The sequence below is a fragment of the Arenibacter sp. 6A1 genome, assembly GCF_012272855.1.
Taxonomy (GTDB): Bacteria; Bacteroidota; Bacteroidia; order Flavobacteriales; family Flavobacteriaceae; genus Arenibacter.
This window is the reverse complement of record NZ_JAAXCQ010000004.1, coordinates 192,410-216,911: the sequence shown is the minus strand read 5'-3', so window position 1 is coordinate 216,911 and position 24,502 is coordinate 192,410. Positions and strand designations below refer to the sequence as shown.

The 24,502-nt window shown below is 38.9% G+C and carries 22 protein-coding genes; 12 read left to right on the top strand and 10 right to left on the bottom strand.

Annotated features, from left to right (window positions below; all coding sequences use genetic code 11):
• Positions 1-128 precede the first annotated feature (128 nt).
• Positions 129-1,364, top strand: a complete 1,236-nt coding sequence (locus HCG49_RS04960) for a peroxiredoxin family protein (protein ID WP_168468438.1) — start codon at positions 129-131, stop codon at positions 1,362-1,364.
• Positions 1,365-1,663: 299 nt separating this feature from the next.
• Entirely contained in the window at positions 1,664-1,810 is a 147-nt protein-coding gene (locus tag HCG49_RS04955; RefSeq protein ID WP_168468437.1) for a hypothetical protein, read from the top strand.
• A gap of 50 nt (positions 1,811-1,860) precedes the next feature.
• Here HCG49_RS04955 and leuB read toward each other — a convergent pair whose 3' ends face one another.
• Both leuB and HCG49_RS04945 read right to left on the bottom strand, forming a co-directional pair.
• Positions 1,861-2,979 carry a 3-isopropylmalate dehydrogenase gene (leuB, locus tag HCG49_RS04950; protein WP_168468436.1) on the bottom strand — a complete coding sequence of 373 codons (1,119 nt, stop codon included), beginning with the start codon at positions 2,977-2,979 and terminating at the stop codon, positions 1,861-1,863.
• Positions 2,980-4,152, bottom strand: coding sequence for a 2-isopropylmalate synthase (locus tag HCG49_RS04945; protein WP_168468435.1), 1,173 nt, complete (start codon positions 4,150-4,152; stop codon positions 2,980-2,982).
• A 147-nt stretch (positions 4,153-4,299) separates the two neighbouring features.
• Here HCG49_RS04945 and HCG49_RS04940 point away from each other — a divergent pair, with 147 nt between their 5' ends.
• A complete protein-coding gene (locus HCG49_RS04940; RefSeq protein WP_168468434.1) occupies positions 4,300-5,844 on the top strand; it encodes a hypothetical protein in 1,545 nt (514 codons plus the stop codon).
• A 222-nt stretch (positions 5,845-6,066) separates the two neighbouring features.
• Here HCG49_RS04940 and HCG49_RS04935 read toward each other — a convergent pair whose 3' ends face one another.
• From HCG49_RS04935 to HCG49_RS04915, 5 genes are all read right to left on the bottom strand, one after another.
• On the bottom strand, positions 6,067-6,768 hold the full coding sequence (locus HCG49_RS04935) for an RluA family pseudouridine synthase (protein WP_168468433.1): 702 nt from the start codon (positions 6,766-6,768) through the stop codon (positions 6,067-6,069).
• Between the two features lie 87 nt (positions 6,769-6,855).
• Complete coding sequence (gene panB / locus HCG49_RS04930) at positions 6,856-7,674, bottom strand: 3-methyl-2-oxobutanoate hydroxymethyltransferase (protein ID WP_072764220.1); 819 nt, start codon at positions 7,672-7,674, stop codon at positions 6,856-6,858.
• Between the two features lie 152 nt (positions 7,675-7,826).
• Complete coding sequence (locus HCG49_RS04925) at positions 7,827-9,146, bottom strand: DUF3748 domain-containing protein (protein WP_168468432.1); 1,320 nt, start codon at positions 9,144-9,146, stop codon at positions 7,827-7,829.
• A 286-nt stretch (positions 9,147-9,432) separates the two neighbouring features.
• Positions 9,433-9,984, bottom strand: coding sequence for a DUF1572 family protein (locus HCG49_RS04920; protein WP_168468431.1), 552 nt, complete (start codon positions 9,982-9,984; stop codon positions 9,433-9,435).
• Between the two features lie 122 nt (positions 9,985-10,106).
• Positions 10,107-11,531, bottom strand: coding sequence for an L-serine ammonia-lyase (locus HCG49_RS04915; RefSeq protein WP_168468430.1), 1,425 nt, complete (start codon positions 11,529-11,531; stop codon positions 10,107-10,109).
• Positions 11,532-12,112: 581 nt separating this feature from the next.
• Here HCG49_RS04915 and dnaK point away from each other — a divergent pair.
• Both dnaK and HCG49_RS04905 read left to right on the top strand, forming a co-directional pair.
• On the top strand, positions 12,113-14,017 hold the full coding sequence (gene dnaK, locus HCG49_RS04910) for a molecular chaperone DnaK (RefSeq protein WP_168468429.1): 1,905 nt from the start codon (positions 12,113-12,115) through the stop codon (positions 14,015-14,017).
• A 540-nt stretch (positions 14,018-14,557) separates the two neighbouring features.
• Positions 14,558-15,502 (top strand): hypothetical protein, encoded by a 945-nt coding sequence (locus HCG49_RS04905; protein WP_168468428.1) that lies wholly within the window; start codon positions 14,558-14,560, stop codon positions 15,500-15,502.
• Between the two features lie 158 nt (positions 15,503-15,660).
• Here HCG49_RS04905 and HCG49_RS04900 read toward each other — a convergent pair whose 3' ends face one another.
• The 3 genes from HCG49_RS04900 to HCG49_RS04890 form a co-directional block, all read right to left on the bottom strand.
• A complete protein-coding gene (locus HCG49_RS04900) occupies positions 15,661-16,188 on the bottom strand; it encodes a hypothetical protein (protein ID WP_168468427.1) in 528 nt (175 codons plus the stop codon).
• 106 nt (positions 16,189-16,294) lie between these two features.
• The gene (locus HCG49_RS04895) at positions 16,295-17,023 is read right to left on the bottom strand and encodes a Crp/Fnr family transcriptional regulator (RefSeq protein WP_168468426.1); all 729 of its coding nucleotides are present in this window, start codon (positions 17,021-17,023) and stop codon (positions 16,295-16,297) included.
• A gap of 437 nt (positions 17,024-17,460) precedes the next feature.
• The gene (locus tag HCG49_RS04890; protein WP_168468425.1) at positions 17,461-18,108 is read right to left on the bottom strand and encodes an alpha/beta hydrolase; all 648 of its coding nucleotides are present in this window, start codon (positions 18,106-18,108) and stop codon (positions 17,461-17,463) included.
• Positions 18,109-18,180: 72 nt separating this feature from the next.
• Here HCG49_RS04890 and HCG49_RS04885 point away from each other — a divergent pair, with 72 nt between their 5' ends.
• The 7 genes from HCG49_RS04885 (at position 18,181) to menA (ending at position 24,478) form a co-directional block, all read left to right on the top strand.
• Positions 18,181-18,603 (top strand): PaaI family thioesterase, encoded by a 423-nt coding sequence (locus HCG49_RS04885; RefSeq protein WP_168468424.1) that lies wholly within the window; start codon positions 18,181-18,183, stop codon positions 18,601-18,603.
• A 1-nt stretch (position 18,604) separates the two neighbouring features.
• Entirely contained in the window at positions 18,605-19,714 is a 1,110-nt protein-coding gene (locus HCG49_RS04880; protein ID WP_168468423.1) for a chorismate-binding protein, read from the top strand.
• A gap of 55 nt (positions 19,715-19,769) precedes the next feature.
• Positions 19,770-21,524 carry a 2-succinyl-5-enolpyruvyl-6-hydroxy-3-cyclohexene-1-carboxylic-acid synthase gene (gene menD / locus HCG49_RS04875; protein ID WP_168468422.1) on the top strand — a complete coding sequence of 585 codons (1,755 nt, stop codon included), beginning with the start codon at positions 19,770-19,772 and terminating at the stop codon, positions 21,522-21,524.
• 39 nt (positions 21,525-21,563) lie between these two features.
• Positions 21,564-21,908, top strand: a complete 345-nt coding sequence (locus tag HCG49_RS04870; RefSeq protein ID WP_168468421.1) for a DUF2853 family protein — start codon at positions 21,564-21,566, stop codon at positions 21,906-21,908.
• Between the two features lie 86 nt (positions 21,909-21,994).
• A complete protein-coding gene (locus tag HCG49_RS04865; RefSeq protein WP_168468420.1) occupies positions 21,995-22,828 on the top strand; it encodes a S1 RNA-binding domain-containing protein in 834 nt (277 codons plus the stop codon).
• Between the two features lie 134 nt (positions 22,829-22,962).
• On the top strand, positions 22,963-23,568 hold the full coding sequence (locus HCG49_RS04860; RefSeq protein ID WP_168468419.1) for an SPOR domain-containing protein: 606 nt from the start codon (positions 22,963-22,965) through the stop codon (positions 23,566-23,568).
• 1 nt (position 23,569) lies between these two features.
• Positions 23,570-24,478, top strand: coding sequence for a 1,4-dihydroxy-2-naphthoate octaprenyltransferase (menA, locus tag HCG49_RS04855; protein WP_168468418.1), 909 nt, complete (start codon positions 23,570-23,572; stop codon positions 24,476-24,478).
• Positions 24,479-24,502: the final 24 nt, after the last annotated feature.

Here is a 24,502-nt window from a genome sequence, read left to right as displayed (position 1 = left end):
TTAGAGGGCTCAAAGATAAAACAATGCTATTAGACATTCAATAGGTAATAGGGCGAATTGTTTTATTTTTTATTCTAAATAAAAAATTCAGCTTTATCTTTGAGGGCTATTAATTAGTAACCATATCTATGAAATATTTATTTGCGTTTTTTTTTCTTTCCTTTTTGATTTTATTGAACTCTTGTAATGAGAAAAATAATAAAGAATTATCCCAAGGCATGTGGCTTGGAGAGTTAGAAGTTACAAAGGAGCAGAAACTTCCTTTTAATTTTATGCTCGAAAAATCGTCCTTAGGAGCATATTCTATGGCTGTCTATAATGACGAGGAAACCATTGTAATAAATGAAATAGCAATTTCTGGGGACTCTATAGTAATTAAGATGCCTGTTTTTGAAAGCTATTTTTCTGGGAACTTTACGGAAAACAGTATAAAAGGTCGTTTTATAAACGAGTCTTTGGGGCGAAATGTGGCATTTGAGGCAACTTTCGGAATCAAAGAACGCTTTGATAAAACAGGAAAACCGAGTCCGGGACAAAATATCTCAGGAGATTGGGAGGTTGTCTTTGGTCCAGGAACCATTGATAGTACCATGGCCAAAGGAATTTTTAAACAGCGCGGTGACCAAGTGACGGGAACTTTTAGAACTACCACCGGCGATTATAGGTTTTTACAGGGGATACAATACGGAGATTCTGTGAGGCTATCTGCCTTTGATGGGGCCCATGCCTATTTGTTTGCTGCTAAAGTGACCGATAGTACTCTAAACGGAATGTTCTATTCGGGAAATCATTTTAAAGAACCATTTACGGCTCAACGAAATGAAAACTTTGAATTGCCAAGTGAAGATTCACTTACCTTTTTAAAGGAAGGATACGAGAAATTAAATTTTGCCTTCCCTAATACCGACGACCAGATTGTTTCCTTGGAAGATGATAACTTTAAAGACAAAGTGGTGGTGGTTCAGGTTATGGGGACTTGGTGTCCCAACTGTTTGGATGAATCCATGTTTTTGGTAGACTTTATGGAAGAGTACCAAGAAGAGCCTTTGGAAGTGGTAGCGCTGGCATTTGAATACGCTAAGAGCAAGGAAATGGCTTTTAAAGCAATCAATAGACTAAAGGAACGACTAGGGGTGAAATACCCAGTTTTGTTGGCGCAATACGGAAGTTCCAACAAAAACTTAGCACAAGATAAATTACCGATGTTAAATCATATATTGTCGTACCCCACGACGATAATTATCGATAAGTCTGGACAGGTAAGGAAAATTTATACCGGCTTCAATGGCCCGGCTACGGGAGAGGTTTATGAGAAATTTAAAACGGATTTCCATGGGCTTATCGGCCAGTTATTAGAGGAATAAAACCTTATAATCCCGTTTTTATGATGATAAAAATATCGGGGCGGGAGGATTCTGTATAATAGTAGATTTTTCCAAACCGATATTCTTGTAATTGTAATAAAAGTCATCCCTGGGACCTATAATATTTTGAGTGATAAAATCTCCGTCAACTTCGGTGACGTAAGAGTACGGAAATGGCTTTTAAAGCAAGCAATTTACCAAAGGAAGGAGTAGGAATATAATACCCAGTTTTGTTGGCGCAGAACGGATGTCTTAAACAAAATTTTGCTCAAGGTTAATTACCGCTGTTAAATCCTTTTTTGTCGAACCCCACGACGATAATTATCGATAAGTCGGGACAGGTAAGGGAATTTTATACCGGCTTCAATGGCCTGGCTACGGGAGAGGTTTATGAGAAATTTAAAACGGATTTCCAAGGAGTTATTGCTCAGTTGTTAGAGGAATAAAACCTTAAAAATCCGTTTTTATGATGATGGAAATATCGGGCGGAAGGAAATTATATAATAGTAGATTTTCCTAATCCGATATTTTCATAATTATAATTAAAGTCATCGTCGGAATCTATAATATTTTTAGCGATAAAATCTCCGACTTCTTCGGTGCCATATTTGCTATCCGGGTTCAGATCTACCGTCACGATGTTTTTTCGCAAGGCTTTCTTTACTGCAGCAACTATCGCACGCGCCTCTTCATCAAGACCTAAATGGTTTAACATCATGGCCGTGGAGAGAATAGAGGCAACCGGATTGGCAATATTTTTCCCTTCAGCTTGCGGATACGATCCGTGGAAAGGTTCAAACATAGCGTGTTCGTTTCCTATAGATGCCGAGGGCAGTAAGCCTTTAGACCCGCAAATTGCACTTCCCTGATCAGATAGGATATCTCCAAACATATTTTCTGTAAGAATCACATCAAAATGACTTGGATCTAACATCATCTGCATCGCAGCATTGTCTACAAACAAAAAGTCGAGTTCCACTTCGGGGTAGCTTTCTCCTATTCTGGTAACTACTTTGCGCCATAACCTAGAAGATTCCATCACGTTGGCCTTATCGACCAAGGTTAATTTTTTTCTCCTGTTTTTAGCAGCTTTAAAGGCTAGGTGCGCAATACGGCTAATTTCTTTTTCTGAATACTCGCACAAGTCCGAAGCAACTGTTCCTTCTGAATTTAATTTTTTCTCCCCAAAATAAATTCCCCCCGTCAATTCCCGGTAAATGACGAAGTCCGTACCAAAAATAATATGCTTTTTTAAGGGTGATTTGTCTAGCAGGGTAGGGAAAACTTTTACCGGCCTAATATTGGTAAAGAGTTTTAATTCTGTCCTTAACTGCAGCAAACCTTGTTCGGGCCTTATTTTTGCACTAGGGTTTTCGTCGTATTTTAGGGTTCCAATTGCTCCAAATAATATAGCATCGGCTTCCGAGCAAAGCGCAATGGTTTCCTCGGGTAGGGGCGTGCCATATTTATCCATAGCGGCAGCTCCTATTAATCCTTCAGTATAGGTAAAATGATGGTTGAAGGTCTCTTCAACTGCCTGTAAACATTTTATAGACTGACTGAGGACTTCCGGACCTATGCCGTCACCACCCAAAAGAGCAATTTTTAGATTCATTTAAGCTGTAGTTTCAATGGTTATACCCGAGGCAACAATAATTTCATGAATATCGTCATCTTGGATCTCTTTTTTTAGATCTGCAAATTTCAAAAACTCCTCATAAACGGTATCCAATTGGATTTTGGTCAATTCATAACCAACATTTTTGGCTCTGTAGGCCAAGGCAGCTCTACCGCTACGGGCCGTAAGAACAATGGAAGATTCGTTTACACCTACATCTGCAGGATCCATAATCTCGTAAGTTTCCCTGTTTTTTATAACGCCGTCTTGGTGAATCCCAGAACTATGTGCAAAAGCATTTGCTCCGACGATTGCCTTGTTAGGCTGTACTAGCATTCCCATTTTTTGAGATACCATTTGGCTAGTATCGTACAACAATTTGCTGTTTACATTGGTGTCTAGGTTTAAGTAAGGGTGTTGTCTTAAGATCATAACAACTTCTTCCAAGGCGGTGTTCCCGGCTCTTTCGCCAATACCATTGATGGTACATTCAATTTGTCGGGCACCATTGATAACCCCGGCAATAGAGTTTGCAGTGGCCAATCCTAGGTCGTTGTGACAATGACAAGAAAGGATAGCCTTGTGGATACCAGTTACATTTTCTTTTAAATACTTCATTTTAGCACCGTATTCATCGGGTAAACAATATCCTGTAGTATCAGGAATATTTAGTACTGTTGCTCCCGCTTTTATAACAGCTTCACAAACCCTAGCTAAAAACTCGTTGTCTGTTCTACCAGCATCTTCGGCATAAAACTCTACATCTTCCACAAAAGTCTTGGCATATCTGACAGCCTCTACAGCTCTCTCAATAATAGCATCTTTATTGGAGTTGAATTTAAATTTAATATGCGATTCTGACGTTCCAATTCCAGTGTGTATCCTAGGTTTTACAGCGTATTTTAAGGCTTCTGCGGCAACTTCAATATCTTTCTTAACTGCACGGGTCAACCCGCAAACGGTCGCGTTTTTAACGATTTTTGAAATTTCTTGTACAGAATTAAAGTCTCCAGGACTAGAAATAGGAAAACCTGCTTCAATAATATCTACCCCCAAAAGGTCTAGCCTTTCGGCAATTACCAATTTTTGGGCAGTGTCTAATTTACAGCCAGGTACTTGTTCCCCATCCCTAAGTGTTGTATCAAATATTTGAACCTTATCTTTACTCATTATAATTACGTAATTTTATGGACGCAATACGAATATAGTGCTACTAGGTTTGTTAGCCTGGTTCAGAAAAAGTTATTTACAACGTTAAATAACTTTCACTACTACGTAAGTAACTGAATATCAATAATATAAACCTTTTTTATTACGATGACAAATGCACATAAAGATGCATTATTTGTATTGGTTAAATCGCTTTCTAAGTCGGAAAAACGACAATTTAAATTATACGTTGGACGTTTAGGGGTGAATACCGATGCTAAATTTCTTGCTTTATTTAATTTATTGGATAAGATTAAAGTTTATGACGAAAAGTTAATCCTAGAAAACGGGATCGTCAAGAAGGCTCAACTATCCAATCTTAAGGCGCATTTATATAAACAAATATTGGTAAGTCTTAGGCTTAACCCGGTAAATCAAAATATTAGGGTCCAGATTCGGGAGCAGTTAGATTTTGCGACCATCCTGTACCAAAAAGGGCTCTACAAGCAGAGTCTTAAAATATTGGATAAGGCCAAATTGATTGCTATTGAAAATGAAGAAAAGAACGTAGCTTATGAGATAGTAGAATTCGAAAAGGTTATTGAGACCCAATATATAACCCGTAGTATTCCTGATAGGGCAGATGAGCTTGCCTTGCAAGCTAAACAATTGTCGGCCCAAAACGTGATGACCAGTAAATTATCCAATCTGTCCCTGCAATTATACGGGCAGATGTTAAAAATTGGTTATGCAAGAAGCGATGAGGATATCAAAAGGATTCAGAAATATTTTAAGAAGCAATTGCCTAAATACAAAATGGAGGATTTAGGCTTTAGGGAAAAACTATGGCTGTACAAGGCGCATCTTTGGTACAGTTTTTTAACCCAAGACTTTTTGTCCTGCTATAAATATTCGAGTAAGTGGGTAGATCTTTTTTATGAAAATAAAGAGATGATCAATTTAAATCCTGTTTTCTTCCTCAAGGCAAACAACTACTTGTTAGAATCCTTATTTTTTGTGAAGTACAGCTCGCAGTTTAAAGAGACCTTGGAAAAATTGGAGAAAATTGTCGAAGGCGAGGATTTTCCAAAAAACGATAATATTTCCTCTTTAGGATTTCTTTACCTGACCTCGAACAAACTGAACCTTCATTTTTTGGAGGGCAATTTTGAAAAGGGACTGTATTTGGTGAAGATTGTAGAATACGGAATTAATAAGCACAAAGAAAGGATAGACGAACACCATATCATGGTACTCTATTATAAAATAGCCTGTCTTTATTTTGGAATAGGGGATAATAAAACATGTATCCAATATCTAAAGCGCATCATCAATAACAAAAATCTTAAGATGCGAGAAGATTTAATGTGCTTTGCCCGTGTGTTGAGTTTGATCGCCCATTATGAGGCGGGGATGGATTATCATTTAGAGGTGCAATTAAAAAGCACTTATAAATTTTTGTTGAAAATGAACGACTTACATGCTGTTCAAAAAGAAATGATTAAATTTTTAAGGCGTTTAGGAGATATTTTTCCTCATGAATTGCCCAACGAATTTCAGAAGCTTTACGATCAATTAAAAAAATATGAAAACCACCCTTACGAAAAACGGGCCTTTTTATATTTAGATATTATTTCTTGGCTAGAAAGCCATTTGCAGAACAGGCCGGTTTCTGAAATCATTAAGGAGAAGGCTTTGGCGCTTACCCGATAGAGCGTAAGATGCAAGGGACGGCTAAAAGCTTTTCTAAAAGTGTGTTGAAAGATGTCTGCTTAGCAGTTTTTTAAAGATTATGGGAGTCTTGGGCGGGAATGTGTACTTACAATCCCTTTCAAGGCTTTCTTTATATCGGGCAACATAAAGAAAACAGGCATCCCCACTTTTCTCATAAATCCAAAGGAAAAGAGGTGTTAAAAATATTGGAGGGGTTTGGATTTATGGTGCACAAGCATTCCAGATACTATCGTTGGGAAGCGGGGCTATTAAATTCAGCAATTCCTTTTTTACCGGATGGATAAAGGAAAGTTGTCTGGCGTGCAAATGAATACTACCGTCTTTATTGCTGCGGTCGAAACCATACTTTAAGTCGCCTTTTATCGGACACCCAATACCGGTGAGTTGCGCCCTGATTTGATGGTGTCTTCCTGTTTTTAAATCTACTTCCAATAAAAAATAGCGATCTAATTTTTTGATGACCTTGTATTCTAATATGGCCTTTTTACTTTCTGCTACTTCCTTTATATGGGCGTATGATTTGTTTTGTTTCGTATTTCTTTTAAGCCAATGAACCAGTGTTCCTTGTGCTATTTCCGGGCATTGTTGTACCACGGCCCAATAGGTTTTTTGGGCATCTTTTTCTGCAAAAAGCTTGTTGAGTCTCGGTAAGGCCTTGGATGTTTTAGCAAAAACAACAATTCCAGTTGTGGGTCTGTCCAGTCTATGGGCTACCCCTAAATAAACATTTCCCGGTTTGTTGTGTTTGGTTTTGAGGTATTCTTTGACTACCTCGCTTAAAGGAGCGTCCCCTGTTTTATCGCCCTGTACAATATCACCAGCTCTTTTATTAATGGCTATAAGATGGTTGTCTTCATAAATGACCTGAAGATTTTTAGCGTTGGATATGATTTTTGAAGACACCTGAGGCTTGTATTTAAAGATGATAGTAGTTAAGAAAATAAAAACTTTTCCAAGGCAGCGCCTATGGCATGCTGCCTTGGGTGTTTTTTAATATTGTTCTTCGTCGTTGGGAAAGTCTTTCGATTTTACATCCTCGACATATTGAGAAATGGCGTTCCCCATTTCTTCGTAAAGGTTTAGATATCGGCGTAAAAATCTTGGGTTAAACTCTTGTGTAATTCCCAGTAAATCGTGGACTACCAATACTTGACCGTCGACACCATTTCCTGCTCCGATCCCAATAATAGGAATAGAAACGCTTTCGGCTACTTTTTTGGCCAGATCGGCCGGAATTTTTTCCAGGACAATACTAAAACATCCGGCTTTCTCCAAGAATTTAGCATCTTCTATTAATTTTTCCGCTTCTTCTTCTTCTCTGGCCCTAACGGTATAGGTTCCAAATTTGTAAATAGATTGCGGGGTAAGGCCTAAATGCCCCATTACCGGGATACCGGCGTTCAATATTCTTTTGATCGATTCTTTAATTTCGCTTCCGCCCTCTAATTTAACGGCATGGCCACCGCTTTCTTTCATGATTCTGATCGCCGATCGCAAAGCTTCTTTAGGGTCGCTTTGGTAACTTCCAAAGGGAAGGTCTACAACCACTAAGGCTCGTTTTACGGCTCTGATCACAGAAGAAGCGTGGTAAATCATTTGATCTAATGTGATGGGGAGCGTAGTTTCATGGCCCGCCATTACATTACTGGCAGAATCACCAACTAAAATAACATCTACCTGTGCCGCGTCCACTATTTTGGCCATGGAATAATCATAGGCAGTTAACATGGATATTTTCTCTCCGTGTTTTTTCATATCCACGAGAGATTTTACAGTAACTCTTTTGTATTCTTTTTTAGCAACAGACATTTGTTTTGTTTTTTTTATCGGGATAAAAGTAAGGAGATTTGTTGTAAAACTGCGGGAGACCGAAAATTTTGGCTTTAATTAAACAGTTTTTTTAGAGGCAAAGATCCTTAAAAAACAATAAATGAGAATTTTACCCCTAAATAAGGTTGTTATTATAAATGAATGATAAAAATCTGCTTTACAGCAATGCTTGCATTATGGGCTACAATTTTATTGTAGGCAATTTTTCTCCCATCATGTGACCATACTAGGTTGGTGGGCGGGTATTCCCCTGGCTGGGTCAGCATAACGGTTTCATTTTCTTCTATATGAACACTAATGATCGCGTTTTGCCATACATAGCAAAAGCGGTATTCCTTGGGATGCCAACGGATGCTACCTTGCACATGGGAAGCGTGAAAGGTTCTTTGTACGGGCGCACCTCCCAAGGGAGAAATGGTAAACACCTGCTTGATGTTATTCTTATCAAAGGCTATATAGCTTAGCATACTTCCATCGAATGCCGATCTTACAATACCCTGGCAGCCTGGGAATTCAGTTGTTGCTGTAAAGGTAAGTCGTTGTTGATGGGCTCCCTTTGGGGGCGATGGCATGGTGGTTTCTGTGCCTTCTAAAGGCCCGTTATCTCCGGGAAGATGAATGTCTTCAGGGATATTTACCACAAAGACCTCGTCTATGTCTTTACCTTCCTTGTTTTTTACAGTTCCTATAAAGCCTCTAGCTATTTGCCAGGTACCGTCCGGTTTTTTGTATCCTGACTCACCTATCCAACTATCTCCGGCTGCCTTGCTAATTTCATCGCTGCCTGGCCTTGGAGAAACCATAACTTGTGCCACCAAAACACTAAACCATTCGCCCGACACTTGTTCGTCATTTTTGGTGTTGGTAAAGGATATGGGGGTATACCTTTTAGAAACACCTATAGTTCTTAAATTATGGTGGATTCCGGTTTGGCCTTCTAACTCTTTCATCACCGCATCATTATAGGTGAAGCCTATCCATTGATCGTCCCTGCTCCATTCATGGCGATGGGTGCCCCCTCTCAATGCTCCAGCGGTAAAAGGCGGACTCGTATCGCGGGCATCCATAAAAATGGGAGTGCCGGGCTGGTTGTCCTTAATGATTACCCCTGTCCTGCGCCATTGTTCATAAGGCGTTTTTTCATTGCAATTGAAAAGGCCATGGATAAATATCACTTTGTTGTGCTTATGGGCATAACTGGCCGCCCCTACACCAGGACCATAGGCTGTGTTTTGGCTGAGATGGTATAATACGATCTTTTCGCCTGTTTCTATATGTATTTTTTCAATAGTGGCGTTGGCGCCTATGCCACCATCTGTGGTTCGGGTGTCGTAAACCAGCCATTGGTCATCGGGGGAGAAATTGTCATTATTGTCCAAATCGTGGTGATAGTGAAAATCGTTGGAGATTTGTTGTTCTTCTCTAAAATCTTCACCTATGATACTGTTCATAAAAAGAGGGTTTGGGGAGGGGTATAAATAATTCTAATGTTTGAATGTTGTTTCTGATTAAAAAAAGTCATCAAAGAATTCAACGGAAAAGGTAATATCTAGGTTTTTAAGCCTTTATGATGGTAAGCTCTGTCATTCTAAAAGAGAACTTGATTTTCTTTAGGGCCGTGGATGCTTAACAATCTTCACGACCCTTGCCTCTGTGTCAGTTCGCTTATATCATAGGACTTGGTTTTAAGGGGTGCCCTTTAATTATAATTAGTCCTATATATTAATGAATATGTTCTTATAGATCTTCGGTAAAATGCTGAGTTCTTTTGTCTTTCAAAAGCTTGTCGCTATTGTACTGTTCAGAAGCTCCCTTGGGTATAGAAAGGGTCTGCCATTTCTGATTTTGTATCATTTTGCCCAAAAATACAATTTGTCCAATATGATAGGAGTAGTGGCATAATTGACGGTTGATGGCCTCTATGACCGTATGCCCCATATTTCGTATATAAACGACCTTTTCTAGATCGGTTTCTTTTAAAGTGTCAATAGTATTAAAAAGACATTCCCAGCCCTGGTTCCATTGTGCCATTGCAGCAGGCTTGGTAGTGGTGTCATTATTAAACTCGGTATCTCTTTTACGCCATTCTTTTTCACCATCGGCCGTTAAGAAGTCTGTCCATCTAGAGAGCATATTGCCATGAAGGTGTTTTACGATCATGGCAATACTGTTGCTTTCTGTTGCAGGGATCCAGAACAGCATTTCATCGGGAAGCTGATCTATGGTTTTTTCTCCAAGCGATTTATAGTATTCAAATTGCTTTTTTACACTAGTTAAGTAACTGTTCATCGAGATGCGTTTTTATAGGGCTACTCCTTGTAAGCGAGTATGGTATTCCTCGTCACAATGGATGTAGCTCGGTTTTTTATTCATTTCACAACACAAGACATTATTTTAGGGTTTTTTATTCCTTAGCAATCACTTAAATTAACTCCAACGGCCAATCCGCCTTCCGAAGTTTCTTTATATTTTGTATTCATATCCTTAGCAGTTTCCCACATGGTGTTTACAACCTTGTCTAGGGGGACTTTGGCATTGATAGGGTCTGAGTCTAGGGCCAATTCTGCCGCGTTTATGGCTTTAATAGCCCCCATGGAGTTGCGTTCAATGCAGGGGATTTGTACCAATCCGCCAATAGGGTCACAGGTTAGTCCCAGGTGGTGTTCCATGGCAATTTCCGCGGCCATGGTTACTTGTTCGGGCGTACCTCCCATGAGTTCTGTTAGTGCTGCGGCAGCCATGGCAGATGACACCCCGATTTCTGCCTGGCAGCCCCCCATGGCGGCCGAAATGGTAGCGCCTTTTTTGAAGATACTGCCGATTTCTCCGGCGACCAAAAGGAATTTTTTGACGTGCTCAAAGTCGGCCTGGTGGTTTTCGATGACCATATAATACATCAGTACGGCAGGAATTACCCCTGCGCTTCCATTGGTGGGCGCTGTTACTACCCTTCCCAAGGAGGCGTTTACCTCATTTACACTAAGAGCAAAACAACTTACCCATTTTAGGATAGCTCTAAATTTAACCTCTGTTTTTCTGATGGTTAAAAGCCATTCTTGGGGAGAGGTATAGGGGAGGTCGCCTATTAGCTTTTGGTGAGAATCATAGGCGCGTCTTCGGACATTTAATCCGCCCGGCAAATGTCCCTCCGTATGGCAGCCGATATACATGCATTCGAGCATAGTATCCCAAATATGTTGCAATCCCTGGTCTATTTCGGCATCGGTCCTTAATGAGCGTTCGTTTTCCAAAACCAATTCTGAAATTGATTTTTGGTGTTCTTTGCAGCTGGCCAAAAGTTGGGTGCCATTTTGTACGGGATAGGGGAAGGATTTAAACTCCTTGATCTTTTTGATGGCCTTGGTACGGGCTTCACGGACAACAAAGCCCCCACCGATAGAATAATAGGTTTGCTTTAATTGTTTGCCACTTCCTAAAGTAGCCTCAAAGATCATCCCGTTGGCATGGAAAGGCAAGAATTCCTTTTCGAAGACAATATCCGTTTTAGGATCGAAGGGGATCGTTAAGGTATTGTTTAAATTTAGGCTCTTATTTTCTTTAATGGTTTGTATAATGCCACCGATGTTCTCAATGGGAATAGTTACCGGATCGGCACCTGTCAGCCCTAGCATAATGGCTAAATCGGTAGCATGTCCTTTCCCTGTCAGGGATAAAGACCCATAGGTAGATACTTTTATGTGGGTAACTGAATCAAATACTTTTTTCTTGTGTAGCTTTTTAATAAATCGTTCGCCAGCTCGCCAAGGTCCTAGAGTGTGGGAGCTGGAAGGGCCAACTCCTATTTTGAGCATATCGAAAACACTAATGCATTCCATTGACTATAATCCTTAAAATTTTAAGTAAAGGTATGACTATATATTGTAAAAGTAGAATGTGTTTTCCTTAAAACCAAGGCGTTTTATTAGATCGCTTTATTGTTTTAACCTGAGGCTAGATATGTTTTTTTTGATTGTTTTTAGCATAGTGGGCAGGTAGTATTAAGGAAGGGGGGCGGTACTGTTTTTAAGAGGTCAGCACATGAGGATGTAAAAGACAAATATGCCCCATAAAGGCGTCGGCGTGGAATGCCAGTAGCAGCTTTGGTCGAGTTGTGCCAATAATTCTCCAATGAAAATAAGGCTTTATGTGTGGAGAGGTCTTTTTTGCATTAGTGATTGCAATGTATAGCTCTATGTGTTTGCTTTTTAGGGCAAATACATAGACTAGCAATGAAAAGCACGACCCCATGGCACTTTTAATGCCATGGGGTAATGCCATAATACCCATAAAAACCTTGAAATTTTGTCCAAAACAAGACAATGTTTATGACACCTTGTCATATTTAATGTCATGGCACAATCCTTGACTTATATAGCACGAGTATTAAAAGAATTTTCAACATAGTAAATATATAAAAATGAGTAAGATTATTGGAATAGATTTAGGAACAACAAACTCTTGTGTTTCTGTAATGGAAGGTAACGAAGCTGTTGTAATTCCAAATGCAGAAGGAAAAAGAACTACTCCATCTGTAATTGCGTTTGTAGATGGCGGTGAGATTAAGGTAGGAGATCCTGCAAAAAGACAGGCGGTAACGAATCCGGAGAAAACCATTTATTCCATCAAACGTTTTATGGGGAACAAATTCTCTGAGTCTTCTAAAGAAGCCGATAGAGTACCTTATAAAGTGGTAAAAGGAGATAACGATACGCCTAGAGTAGATATCGATGGTCGTTTATATTCGCCACAAGAATTGTCTGCAATGATTCTTCAAAAAATGAAGAAGACTGCCGAGGATTACTTGGGACAAACTGTAAGTAGAGCGGTAATTACTGTTCCTGCTTATTTTAACGATGCGCAAAGACAAGCTACCAAGGAAGCTGGTGAAATTGCTGGTTTAACGGTAGAGCGTATTATTAACGAACCAACCGCTGCTTCTTTGGCTTACGGTATGGATAAAAAAGATACCGACCAAAAAATCGTTGTTTTTGATTTTGGTGGTGGTACACATGATGTTTCTATCCTGGAATTAGGAGATGGTGTTTTTGAAGTATTGTCTACTGAAGGAGATACGCATTTAGGTGGTGATGATGTTGACCAAAAAATCATTGATTGGTTGGCCGATGAGTTTAACGCTGAGGAAGGAATTGACTTGCGTAAAGACGCTATGGCTTTACAACGTTTGAGAGAAGCTGCTGAAAAAGCAAAAATAGAATTGTCTTCTACAGGACAGACAGAAGTAAACTTGCCATATGTTACAGCAACTGCTACAGGACCTAAGCATTTGGTACGTACTTTGACAAAATCTAAATTTGAGCAGTTAATTGCTGATTTAGTAGAAAGAACTATCGCTCCTTGTGCCTCTGCCTTAAAAGCAGCTGGATTGTCTAAGAGTGATATTGATGAAATTATTTTAGTGGGTGGTTCTACAAGGATTCCTGCAGTACAAGAAGCAGTAGAGAAATTCTTCGGGAAAAAACCATCTAAAGGAGTAAACCCAGATGAGGTAGTTGCCGTTGGTGCTGCTATTCAAGGTGGTGTACTTACTGGAGATGTAAAGGATGTATTGTTGTTAGATGTTACTCCTTTGTCTCTAGGTATTGAAACCATGGGAAGTGTAATGACGAAATTAATCGAAGCTAACACAACTATCCCTACTAAAAAATCTCAGGTATTCTCTACGGCGGCAGACAACCAGCCATCAGTAGAAATCCATGTTTTGCAAGGAGAGCGCCCAATGGCCAACGATAACAAAACTATCGGTCGTTTCCATTTAGACGGTATTCCACCAGCACAAAGAGGAACTCCACAAATTGAGGTGACTTTCGATATCGATGCCAATGGTATTATTAAAGTATCTGCTACGGACAAAGCTACCAACAAGAGCCAAGACATTAGAATTGAAGCTTCTTCTGGTTTGACCGAAGAAGAGATCAAGAAAATGAAGGCCGAAGCTGAAGCGAATGCTGAAGCAGATAAAAAAGCTAAGGAAACTGCCGATAAATTAAATGAGGCAGATGGAATGATCTTCCAAACAGAAAAGCAATTGGCCGAATTTGGTGAAAAATTATCTGATGATAAGAAAAAGCCTATCGAAGAAGCTTTGACAGAACTTAAGGCTGCTTATGAGTCTAAAGATATAGCTGTAATTACTCCTGCTTTGGATAAAATTAACGAAGCGTGGAAAGTAGCTTCAGAAGAAATGTACAAAGCGCAAGCAGAAGGACAGCAAGGTGCTCCTGCAGGTGCTGATACAGCTGCCGGTGACACTAAGAAAGACGCCGACAATGTAGAAGATGTAGATTTTGAAGAAGTGAAGTAATCACGGATCTTATTTATATAACGAACCCCTTCAAAAGAAATTTTGAAGGGGTTTTTGTTTTTCTGGCATATACAACAGCCCTATTGTAGAAGCCATGATATTTTTGTGGTGGGTACAAGAAGTAGGGCTTCAATTCGTATTGCCATAGCGCTATAGTAAAATAATTTGGGCGTTCCCTCCTTCGTCGGGCGGGCCATTGGCTCTATCCCTTGCTTCGCTGCGGGGATGCCGCCGCTGTCCCTAACGCATAAAATTCTGCCGACAAAAAAAGAAAACTTAGCTGAATGTAACTTTATAGGAACGGAGAATATAACGAGCCCCTAGGAATACTTGTTTTTAAGGCAGGCAAGTTCAAATAACCGCAACAATTCTTCAAAACCCATAATTTTATCCAAACTTATTGTGAATTCCCCTCGAAGCCCATGGAGATTTTATGTGGAAGTTTTTTAAGCGGAATATGGGGTAGTCTTTTAATGTTAATACCTTATTTTGTTGTGGAATTTGTTTTTATTATGGCTTAATTAAGCCTAATTTTGACCTATGGAAAAAAATTTCGTTACAGCTATATTTTGCGCGCTTTTAAGTGTAGGGACTTTCTTTTTTGGACCAGTGGCTATGGCGCAAGAATTGGAAGTGTTTACAGTGAAGGATTTTGATCTGAAAGGACCCGTACAATCCTGTATGGTGATTACGAGTTATGGAAAAGAAGAATACGTGTTTAATAAGCAGGGATATTTGATTAAATCTGTGACCCGTTACAATGAGTCCGATTACGATATTACGATTTATAAACTTCAGGGTAACAGTATTTTGGAAAAGAGATTGGAGAATTACAGGGATGGCCAATTTGTTAAAAACACCTCCATTGCCAATTTTTATAAAACAGATACTACCGATACCAAAAAAGTAACAGAACGAATATTTTCTTATAGCAAGGAGTTTTTAGATCAATACGAATATATTTATAATGAAGCGGGGAAACTAAAAACCATTAAACGTATGAACGATAGCGGTGTAGATGAAACAACCGTTACCTACGAAGAGAGTAATGGAGCGTTTACCAAGACATTTTATTTAAACGATGTTATTCTTAAAAGGGTTACTACCGCTACTGTTAAAGTATCTAATAAGAAAGAACAGAAAAAGGTACAAACCAAGGAATACCTGGACGGAGAACCGCATTTGGCTTTTGAGCAAATTTACTCCAATAATGGCGCCTTGTTATTCGAGAAAAAAGAGGTTTACCGAGAGGACCAAAACGGTTTTGTTCCCTTGGAAAGCAAGTTTTATACCTATGACACTAACAATGTATTAGTTTCCGTGAGGACTAAAAAAGGAAAAGCAGAATCTGTAAAGAATTATATTTACCAGTTTGATAGTGGAGAGAAAGGAAATTGGATAAGACAGGTCATTACTCCCGACAACACCTATATCAGCCGGAAAATTAAATATTTTGAAAAAGAAGTCGTCAAGAGTAAAAAGTAAGCCCTCTAAGCAGACTGTTTTTTGTTTCTAAAGATTATTGATGTAACAAGTTGGTATGCCAATTGTTGTTGGATGGGTATTGTGAAAAACAATATACTGTACACGGGTACATGTACAGTATATAGGTTTGTTTAGAAAGCTATTGACTCTTGTATTGTTTAAAGAATATTACCTTTAGTATCTACTTTTATATTCTTTTTTTGATTGTCTTTTCTAACCTGTAATTGATAAATCTTTTTTACATCCTCTCCTTGAAAATAGGTAACCCTATAAATATCCTTATGGATGGTCCAGTTAGGATATAATTGGTAAATGCTGTTTCGAACCGATTCTGGTGGCGTAACATTTTTAAATTTTTCAAAAGTAGAAATTACTTTTCCATCTTGGTCATACGTAGCAATGATGCGGCCATTGGTTTGTGAAAAAATAACCTCATAAGCTTCATAATCTCCGTTGAAATTAGGATCTTGGGTAACGTCGTACCTGGCTACCTCGTCCTGTAGGTTTTGAACATATTCTGGAGTGGTATCTTCACGCACCAAATTTTGATACGAAAAATTCACGATAGGGGTAACGGTTACCTCTTCCAGTTTTACTTCTTTTGCCTCTTTATCGTTATCGGTTACCTGGGAAAATCCCATGAGACTAAAACCTAGTATTCCGAGCAACATTAATGTATTTTTCATAATAATGGGGTTTTAAAATTAATACTATATAAAGTTACTGGCAAATAGCTGTTTAAAGTGCTACGTAGGTAGCAGTTAGAGATTCTTTAAGAATAAATTAACGCTGCTAATTTTTGAAATAAGCGGTCTCTGTGGAGGCGGTTTGCATCTTTTGTATCAGTAGTGGGAGATCTATGATTTCTATGTTTTTTCTTTTTATTTTTAGGATGCCGTCTTCCTTAAATTCTTGTAGATGTCTGTTTAATACGGCTCTGGTAGTACCTATAAGTGCGGCCAATTCGTCATGGGAGAGTCCGTTGATAACTTCGATTTTATTGGTTGCTATATTTAAATGTTGCACCAAAAGGTTCGCCAAACGGGTCGATGTGTTTTTTAGGCATAAATCTGAAACAGCCACTTCCAGTTTTTCTGTTTTCTTAACAACATAGCTTAAGAACGGTTTGTATATGGCAGGATTGTCTGCCATCCATTGCCGCATTAGATCTATTGGTAGCCATAATACCTCGGTAAAATCCAAGGCCTCGTAAAAGAGTATACTGCTATCGCCGTTGATTAGGGTGCAAACATTAAAGATATCGCTATCGGTTAAAATATTCAGGGTAAGTTCCCGGTTGTTTTGTGGGTCGAAATTATAGACTTTAACCTTTCCGAAAATGATGATATAAAATTTATGGAAGGTATTATCGGTATCTAATATACAGGTTTTTTTTTCCCAATACAGACTGGTAGATATCTTGAGTAGTGCAGCAAGAGATTCGTTGCTGATATCTTTAAATAGGGGGTTTTCTCGTAAGGTCTCAAAATAATACCGATATTTCTCCAATCCAATATTCATACAACTTAGTTTAAAGTTAATTGGAATTCCTATAGGATTCCAAATTTAAATACCATGCGACAGCTCGATATTTTTTTTGGGGGGATTTTTAAATCTCAGTTATTATTTCATAAACAAGCTTATTTACTGGGGTTCTGTGCGTACCCTAAGGGTTGTTAAATTTTAAGGACCACATTAATTACGGAGTCCATTATCCGAAAAATAGCTCGGAAAGTAGTCTTTTAAAAGTACGAAAAAATGCTTGGATTAATGGTTTTTAATCCTAAAAATCAATCGGTTTTACCACAAGGATATGTATAAAATTGGACCTTGTTTTTGTTAATCAAAATTTTCAATCGATTTGGTTTGGAAATTCGGACGTTCTTTGAGTAAGTATGTAAGCAATTGGTATAAAGCGATATAAAAAATTTTTTTGTGGTGGTTTTTGTTGGTGTAGGTTAGTCTGCCAGGCTATTAATAAGGTCTTTTTTTACGACATGTCCGCCTTCAAAGTTTATAAGTTGAGCTTTGCCGTCGAACAGGGTGTCTATTTTTAGTTTTTCTTCCTGCAACCGCTGCCCAGACAGAAAGGGATCCTGATCACCGTAAATGATTTTTATTTGGGTAGAAAGGTCTTTTAAAAAATAAAAATCCTCGGGTTTTAGTTCGGACGGAATCCCTCCGGCGTATAAACAGAGTTGATGGCAGGGAATTTTACTATGTGCTACCCATCGGCTGGCAATGGATACACCTTGGGAAAATCCTAAAATAATAAGCTTGCAATGCGATGGTATGTTTTCTGATTGGTATAAGTTGTCTAGGTAAGCAAGGATGTTTTTTGTTTCCAATGCTCTGTTCTCTCTAGTGAGCCAGCTTGCGCCAACACGCTTATAATCGTTGTTTAGATAGTATTTAGAGGGCGCTTGGGGGGCAATGATATAATTCTCGTCCTTGGGGAGCTGGGAAAAATAGTTTAAAAAATATTTGCTTAGAAAACCGATTCCATGAAAAACAATCCAAACATTTTTAGTGTTTTTGTCTAAAGTATTTAGGCTGAGGTAGGTGTTGGTAGTGGTGTAGGAGATTTGTTTTTCTATTGGCTTCATAAATCTTAAATCTGATATAAAGGAACACTTTTGTTGGCTTGGTATTGCTTAATTTTACAAAAAAAACGAACAATGAAGGAATATAAGGAAAAGATTCTTAAAATTTGTAACGATACTAGTAAGGGGACTTTAATGGAGACCTTGGGGATTGTTTATACCGATGTTGGTGAGAATTTTTTAGTGGCAAAAATGCCGGTTTCCTCCAAGGTTCATCAACCAGAAGGAGTATTGCACGGGGGAGCATCTGTAGCGCTTGCCGAAAGTGTGGGCAGTATGGCGGCACATATCTTTATGAATACAAAGGAATTAAGTGTGCGGGGGATAGAAATATCGGCCAATCATGTAAAGAGTGTTCGGGCGGGCGATGTTTATGCCAAGGCTACCATTGTTCACAAGGGACGAACCACCCAAATATGGGACATAAAAATTACGGATACACAAAATAACCTAATCTCTGTTTGCAAACTAACGACCATAGCACTTCAAAAGAAATAATATGTTTTTAAACTTTCTGGATAGGATAAAGGATCAATTAGACAAAGGATATCCGTTTGTGGCCTATCGTCACCCGAAAGAGCTTGTGGTGAAGGCTATTTTTCAAAAAGATAAGGAATTAAACTTTGTAGAGGACTTTCGGGAAAGTGGCTTTGTATTTGCTCCGTTCGATAGCGAACAAAGTCCTGTTTTATTAAAAAAAGACGAGTTTCTTTCACAAGCCTATCCGCAGGAAAGCTCGCTGTTGAACGACACTACAATTTTCTCTGAATTTGAAGATTTGGATAAAGATTTTCACCTTCAGATGATAGAGAAAGGCTTGGATGAAATAGCGGAAGGAAGGTTGGACAAGGTTGTTTTGTCTAGAAAAATAGGGGTAGATACCATAAAAACTCCCCTAGAAACTTTTCATGCACTGTTGCGAAAATATCCCAGTGCTTTCTGTTATATCTGGTACCATCCTGCCGTTGGCTTGTGGTTGGGAGCCACCCCAGAAATGTTGTTACAAACCGAGAACAAGCGTTTTAAGACCATGTCCTTGGCTGGGACCAAGTTGGCTGTAGGTGAGCAAGGGCCACAATGGGACAAAAAGGAGCTGGAAGAACAAGGAATGGTGACCGAATTTATTGAAGCGGCCCTTGCCGATAAAGTTACTTCAATGACCATCTCGGATACTACGGCTGTACGGGCTGGTAATTTATGGCATCTAAAGACTTCGGTTTCTGGCCTGATAGGCCGCTGTGGGCTGAAGGAAATTATTAGTGCCTTGCATCCTACACCGGCAGTTTGTGGATTGCCAAAATTAAAAGCCAAGACCTTTATCCTGAATAATGAGAACTACAACAGGGAGTATTATACGGGCTTTTTGGGAGAATTAAATTTTAAGGAAGACCTGAGAAGGCCAGAGCCCAGGCGCAATCAGGAAAACAGGGTGTATAGAACCGTAAAGAATAAGACGGCTTTGTACGTGAACCTCAGGTGTTTGCAATGGCAAGAAAAGAAGGTGATGATATATGTAGGGGGGGGGATTACCAACGGCTCGGTACCAGAGGACGAATGGAAGGAAACCAAGCATAAAAGTGGCACAATGCTTAATGTGCTTTTTAATTAAAACTATTAGGGCTTTGCGTTGGTTTTAGAATTGGTGGCGTTGTATTTTTGTCACCATGAAATATTCGAGCATTCCTACCGCACAATCTGTTGTGTACCATTGCAAGGCAAGGGGTATAAAAAACGTTATAATTTCTCCGGGCTCCCGAAATGCCCCTCTGACCATTGGGTTTTCGGAAGATCCTTATTTTGAGTGTTTTAGTATTGTAGACGAACGCTGTGCCGCCTTTTTTGCGCTTGGTATTGCTCAACAAACAAGAAAACCGGTCGTTATTTTGTGTTCTTCGGGCAGTGCACTTTTAAATTATTATCCCGCTATTTCCGAAGCTTTTTACAGTGATATCCCCTTGGTGGTCCTCACTGCCGATAGGCCAAGCTATAAGGTAGATATAGGCGATGGCCAGACTATTAGGCAAGAAAATGTTTTTGAAAATCATATCGGATATACGGCTAATTTAAAGCAAGATGTCGGTCATGCAACCGATAAGATAAAAAAGTATGCTCCCGAACAGCTTTTAGGCCTTAGCCCTAGTGACGCCCAGGCTAGCGTGCAGCAATACAACGATGGGGAACTAAACGAAGCCCTTAAAGAGGTATTGTCTCAAAATTGTCCGGTACACATTAATGTTCCGTTTGAAGAGCCTTTGTACGATGTTTTGGAGGATGCTACAGTAGTACCAAAAGTGGACATGGAAACGTTCGAAAATGATCCTTGGACAGAGGACTTAAAAGAAGTGGCAAAAATATGGTCTACTTCGGCTCGAAAGCTTGTATTGGTAGGGGTAAACTATCCCAATACAATCATGGAATCGTATTTAAAGGTTTTGGGGGAAGATCCATCAGTAATCGTTTTTACGGAAAGTACTTCAAATCTTCATCACGACAATTTTTTTCCAAGTATCGATAGTATCATTGCGCCTATCGAAAAATCGGACCATAAAGAAGAATTGTTTCAGGATTTGCAACCCGATATCGTCCTGACCCTAGGGGGGCTTATTGTTTCTAAAAAGGTAAAGGCTTTCTTAAGAACCTATTCTCCAAGTCATCATTGGCATGTAGATGCTAAAAAAGCCTACAACACCTTCTTTTGTTTGACAAAGCATTTTAAGACGGATCCCAATAATTTTTTTAAGGAACTATTTTCATTATCCAGTCCGGTAAAAAGTGTTTATCATCAGAAATGGGCCAAAAAAAGACAGGAATACCAACTAAAAAGACAGGCCTTTATATCGGAAATACCTTTTTCCGACATGTTGGTTTTTAATGATATTATAAAAACTATTCCACAAGGGTATCAATTGCAGTTGGCCAATAGTTCTACGGTTCGCTATGCGCAATTATTTGATTTAGATGCTTCTATACGGGTGTTTTGTAATCGAGGGACAAGCGGAATAGATGGCAGTACTTCTACAGCTATTGGAGCAGCTTTGTTAGACAACAACCCAACATTACTCATAACGGGCGATTTAAGTTTTTTGTATGATAGCAACGGTTTGTGGAATCGTTATACCCGTCCGGATTTTAGGATTATAGTGATCAATAATAACGGAGGTGGCATATTTAGAATTTTACCGGGGAAGGCAGAGACCGAAAATTTTGAAAGATTTTTTGAAACCACCCACCAATTAAATATTGAGCCTTTGGCTACCATGTATGGCTTTGAGTATGGGCAAGTTTCAGATGAGGGGGCTCTAAGAGCTGCTCTTGAAATTTTTTACCAGCCCTCGGACAGGCCAAAAATCCTTGAGGTTTCTACCCCTAGACTTATCAATGATAAAATTTTGCTTAATTATTTTGATTTCATATCTTAGAAGAAAATAAACCAATCATTTAATAGAACCTTCTAAGTTATGAGCAAAAGAGACGAATTAATCGAAAAGTACGCAGCAGATATTAAAGAAAAATTTGGTGAAGCTCCAGATTTGGACTTATTGACCAAAGTGACCATTGGTTTGGGACCCTCTATCTATAACTTGGATGCCTCCAAAGTTTCTGGTTCGGATGACAAGGAGTTGGAAACCGTGAAGAACAACTTCTTAATTAAAAAGTTAGGATTAAGCGATAGTCCTGCCCTTATGGAAGAAATAAAGAATGTTGTCAACAAATACGGGTCTTCGGTAAAAAACAAACACCGAGCTGTGGTGTATTATATGTTGGCGAAACACTTTAAAAAAGAAGCTGTATATAGCAAATAATAAGTTGCAAATAGAGATATGGGCCGTTCTTTAAAAAGAGCGGCTTTTTTTTTACGCATGATTCTTTTTAAATGTATTTTTGTAGCATGATAGCATTAGGAAAATATAGCAATTTAGAAATATTAAGAGATACCAGCGTGGGACTCTTTTTAGGAGATGAAGAAGGGAATGATGTTCTGCTTCCCAATAAGTATGTGCCAGAGGAATTTGAAATAGGAGATTTTATAAATGTATTCTGTTATTTAGATCATGAAGAACGTATAGTAGCCACTACATTGGAACCCTTTGTGATGGTCGATCAGTTTCAGTTACTGGAAGTAGCAGAGGTTAATGATTTTGGTGCTTTCATGGATTGGGGACTGGAGAAGCATTTATTAGTGCCGTTTCGCGAGCAGCGAAATAAAATGCAGGAAGGACAGTGGTATGTAGTGCATTGTTATTTGGATGAAAAGACCAACCGTTTGGTAGCTTCTAATAAGCTGGATAAATTTTTATCCAACGATCTATTAACCGTAAAGGTATTGGACGAGGTTGATTTAGTGGTGACCAGGTTTACCGATTTAGGATGGGAAGTTATTGTCAATAACCAACATAAGGGACTTGTCTATGCCAACGAAGTATTTAAGAAGGTAGCGGTAGGGGATAAGTTAAAAGGATATATTAAGCATATAAGACCCGACAATAAGATAGATGTAGCCTTACAGCCAATAGGATACCAAAGTTTGGAACCGGCGGCCAATCTTATCTATGAAAAACTGTTGGCCCATGGAGGCAAACTGAACCTTCACGATAAATCGGATCCTGAGGATATAAAAAGGCAGCTTCAAATGAGTAAGAAAACCTTTAAAAAAGGAATAGGAGCCCTTTACAAGGAACGCAAAATTGAAATTAAATCAGACAGTATTCACCTGATTGAATAATACAATTGCGGCGGTCCTAGGCAGGAGCATTTGCTGTGAAGGAGTTCGATGAAGGAGCCTTCTTTTACCGAAACATCACCCTTTACTTTTAAGCAGCGAAAGAAACGTATTTTTATATTAAAATTTAAGCATTTATGCCATTCATTGAAGAAAGCGATTTGTTAGAATTGCACAAGGATATTGATAAGGCGCAAATTATAAATGATCGCCTTTTAGATCAAATAAAGCACAAGAATAAGGAGTTAAAACGAAGTAAGATACAGCGCAACGTCTTAGGAATAGTCACTGGACTTTTCCTGATTGGCGGTATGGTGGCTTTTTCGTATAATGCCGGTTTTGTAAAATCGTCTAATCAACAGTATCGTAACAGCTTAGAGGTTATTGGTTTAATCGATAGTTTGGATATAATAAAAGGACGGATTGAAAATATTAAAAAGCAAAACGAGGAACTTAGTCTGTTGCACGAATTTTATTTGGCTAAAAGGTTCTTGAATAAAGAAAAAATATATTCTGTTCAGGTAAAAACTTTCGTAGATAACAATATAACCTTATCCTCTGAGTCTTTGGGAAATACCCTATTTGCAAAGGCTAATCCTTTTTATTCTTATTCCTTAGGGAATTTCGAAACCTTGGAAGAGGCGCGCTCCTTTAGATATCAATTGGTCAATATGGGGTTTAAAGACGCCTTTGTGGCCTCTTACAAAGATGGAAAACGAATAGAAATAGAAGAACCTTACTAGTTTGTTGAAAATAAAAGCTTGGCTTAACGCAGCGCGATTAAGAACACTTCCCCTTTCTCTATCGGGTATCATTGTAGGTACTGTTTTAGGGGGGATGTACGGTGAATTTAATATGGGCATTTTTTTCCTTGCCGTTTGTACTACAATCGGATTTCAGGTTACTTCAAATTTTGCCAATGATTACGGGGATGGAGTAAAAGGAACGGACAATGAAAATCGGGTAGGCCCAAAACGAGCCTACCAAAGCGGCCTCCTGTCCCGGAAGGAGTTGAAAAATGGTATTCTCACCGCTGTGGTGATCTGTATATTGTTGGTAATAAGTTTGTTGTTCTACGCTTTTGGTGCCGAAAATTTAAAATACATTGTCATATTTGGCGGGTTAGGGGCACTTAGCATCTGGGCGGCCATTAGGTATACGGTGGGTACATCTGCCTACGGATATAGAGGCCTAGGAGATGTTTTTGTTTTTCTTTTCTTTGGGTTGCTCGGGGTTTTGGGAGCCATGTTCCTATATACTAAATCCATGGAATATATGGGGGTTTTTCCGGCTATTACCATAGGCCTGTTGAGTACTGGCGTGCTGAATTTAAATAATTTACGCGACTATAAGTCCGATAAACTAGCGAATAAAAACACCGTTATTGTTAAAATTGGTGTTGAAAAAGGAAAAATATATCATGCGTTTTTGATCGTTTTGAGTTTTTTGGCCATGCTAGTATTTACGGTCTTAAATTTTCAAAGTTGGTTAAATGCCCTACATTTATTGGCTTTTATTACTATATTCATACATTTAAGAAAGGTGTTGAAAACCAAAAACACCGTTTTGTTAGATCCAGAACTTAAAAAATTAGCGCTGAGTACTTTTTTATTGGCCCTACTGTTTTATTTTAGTTATTATAATTTTTCGTAAGTTTGAGTACTAACCAACTAAAAC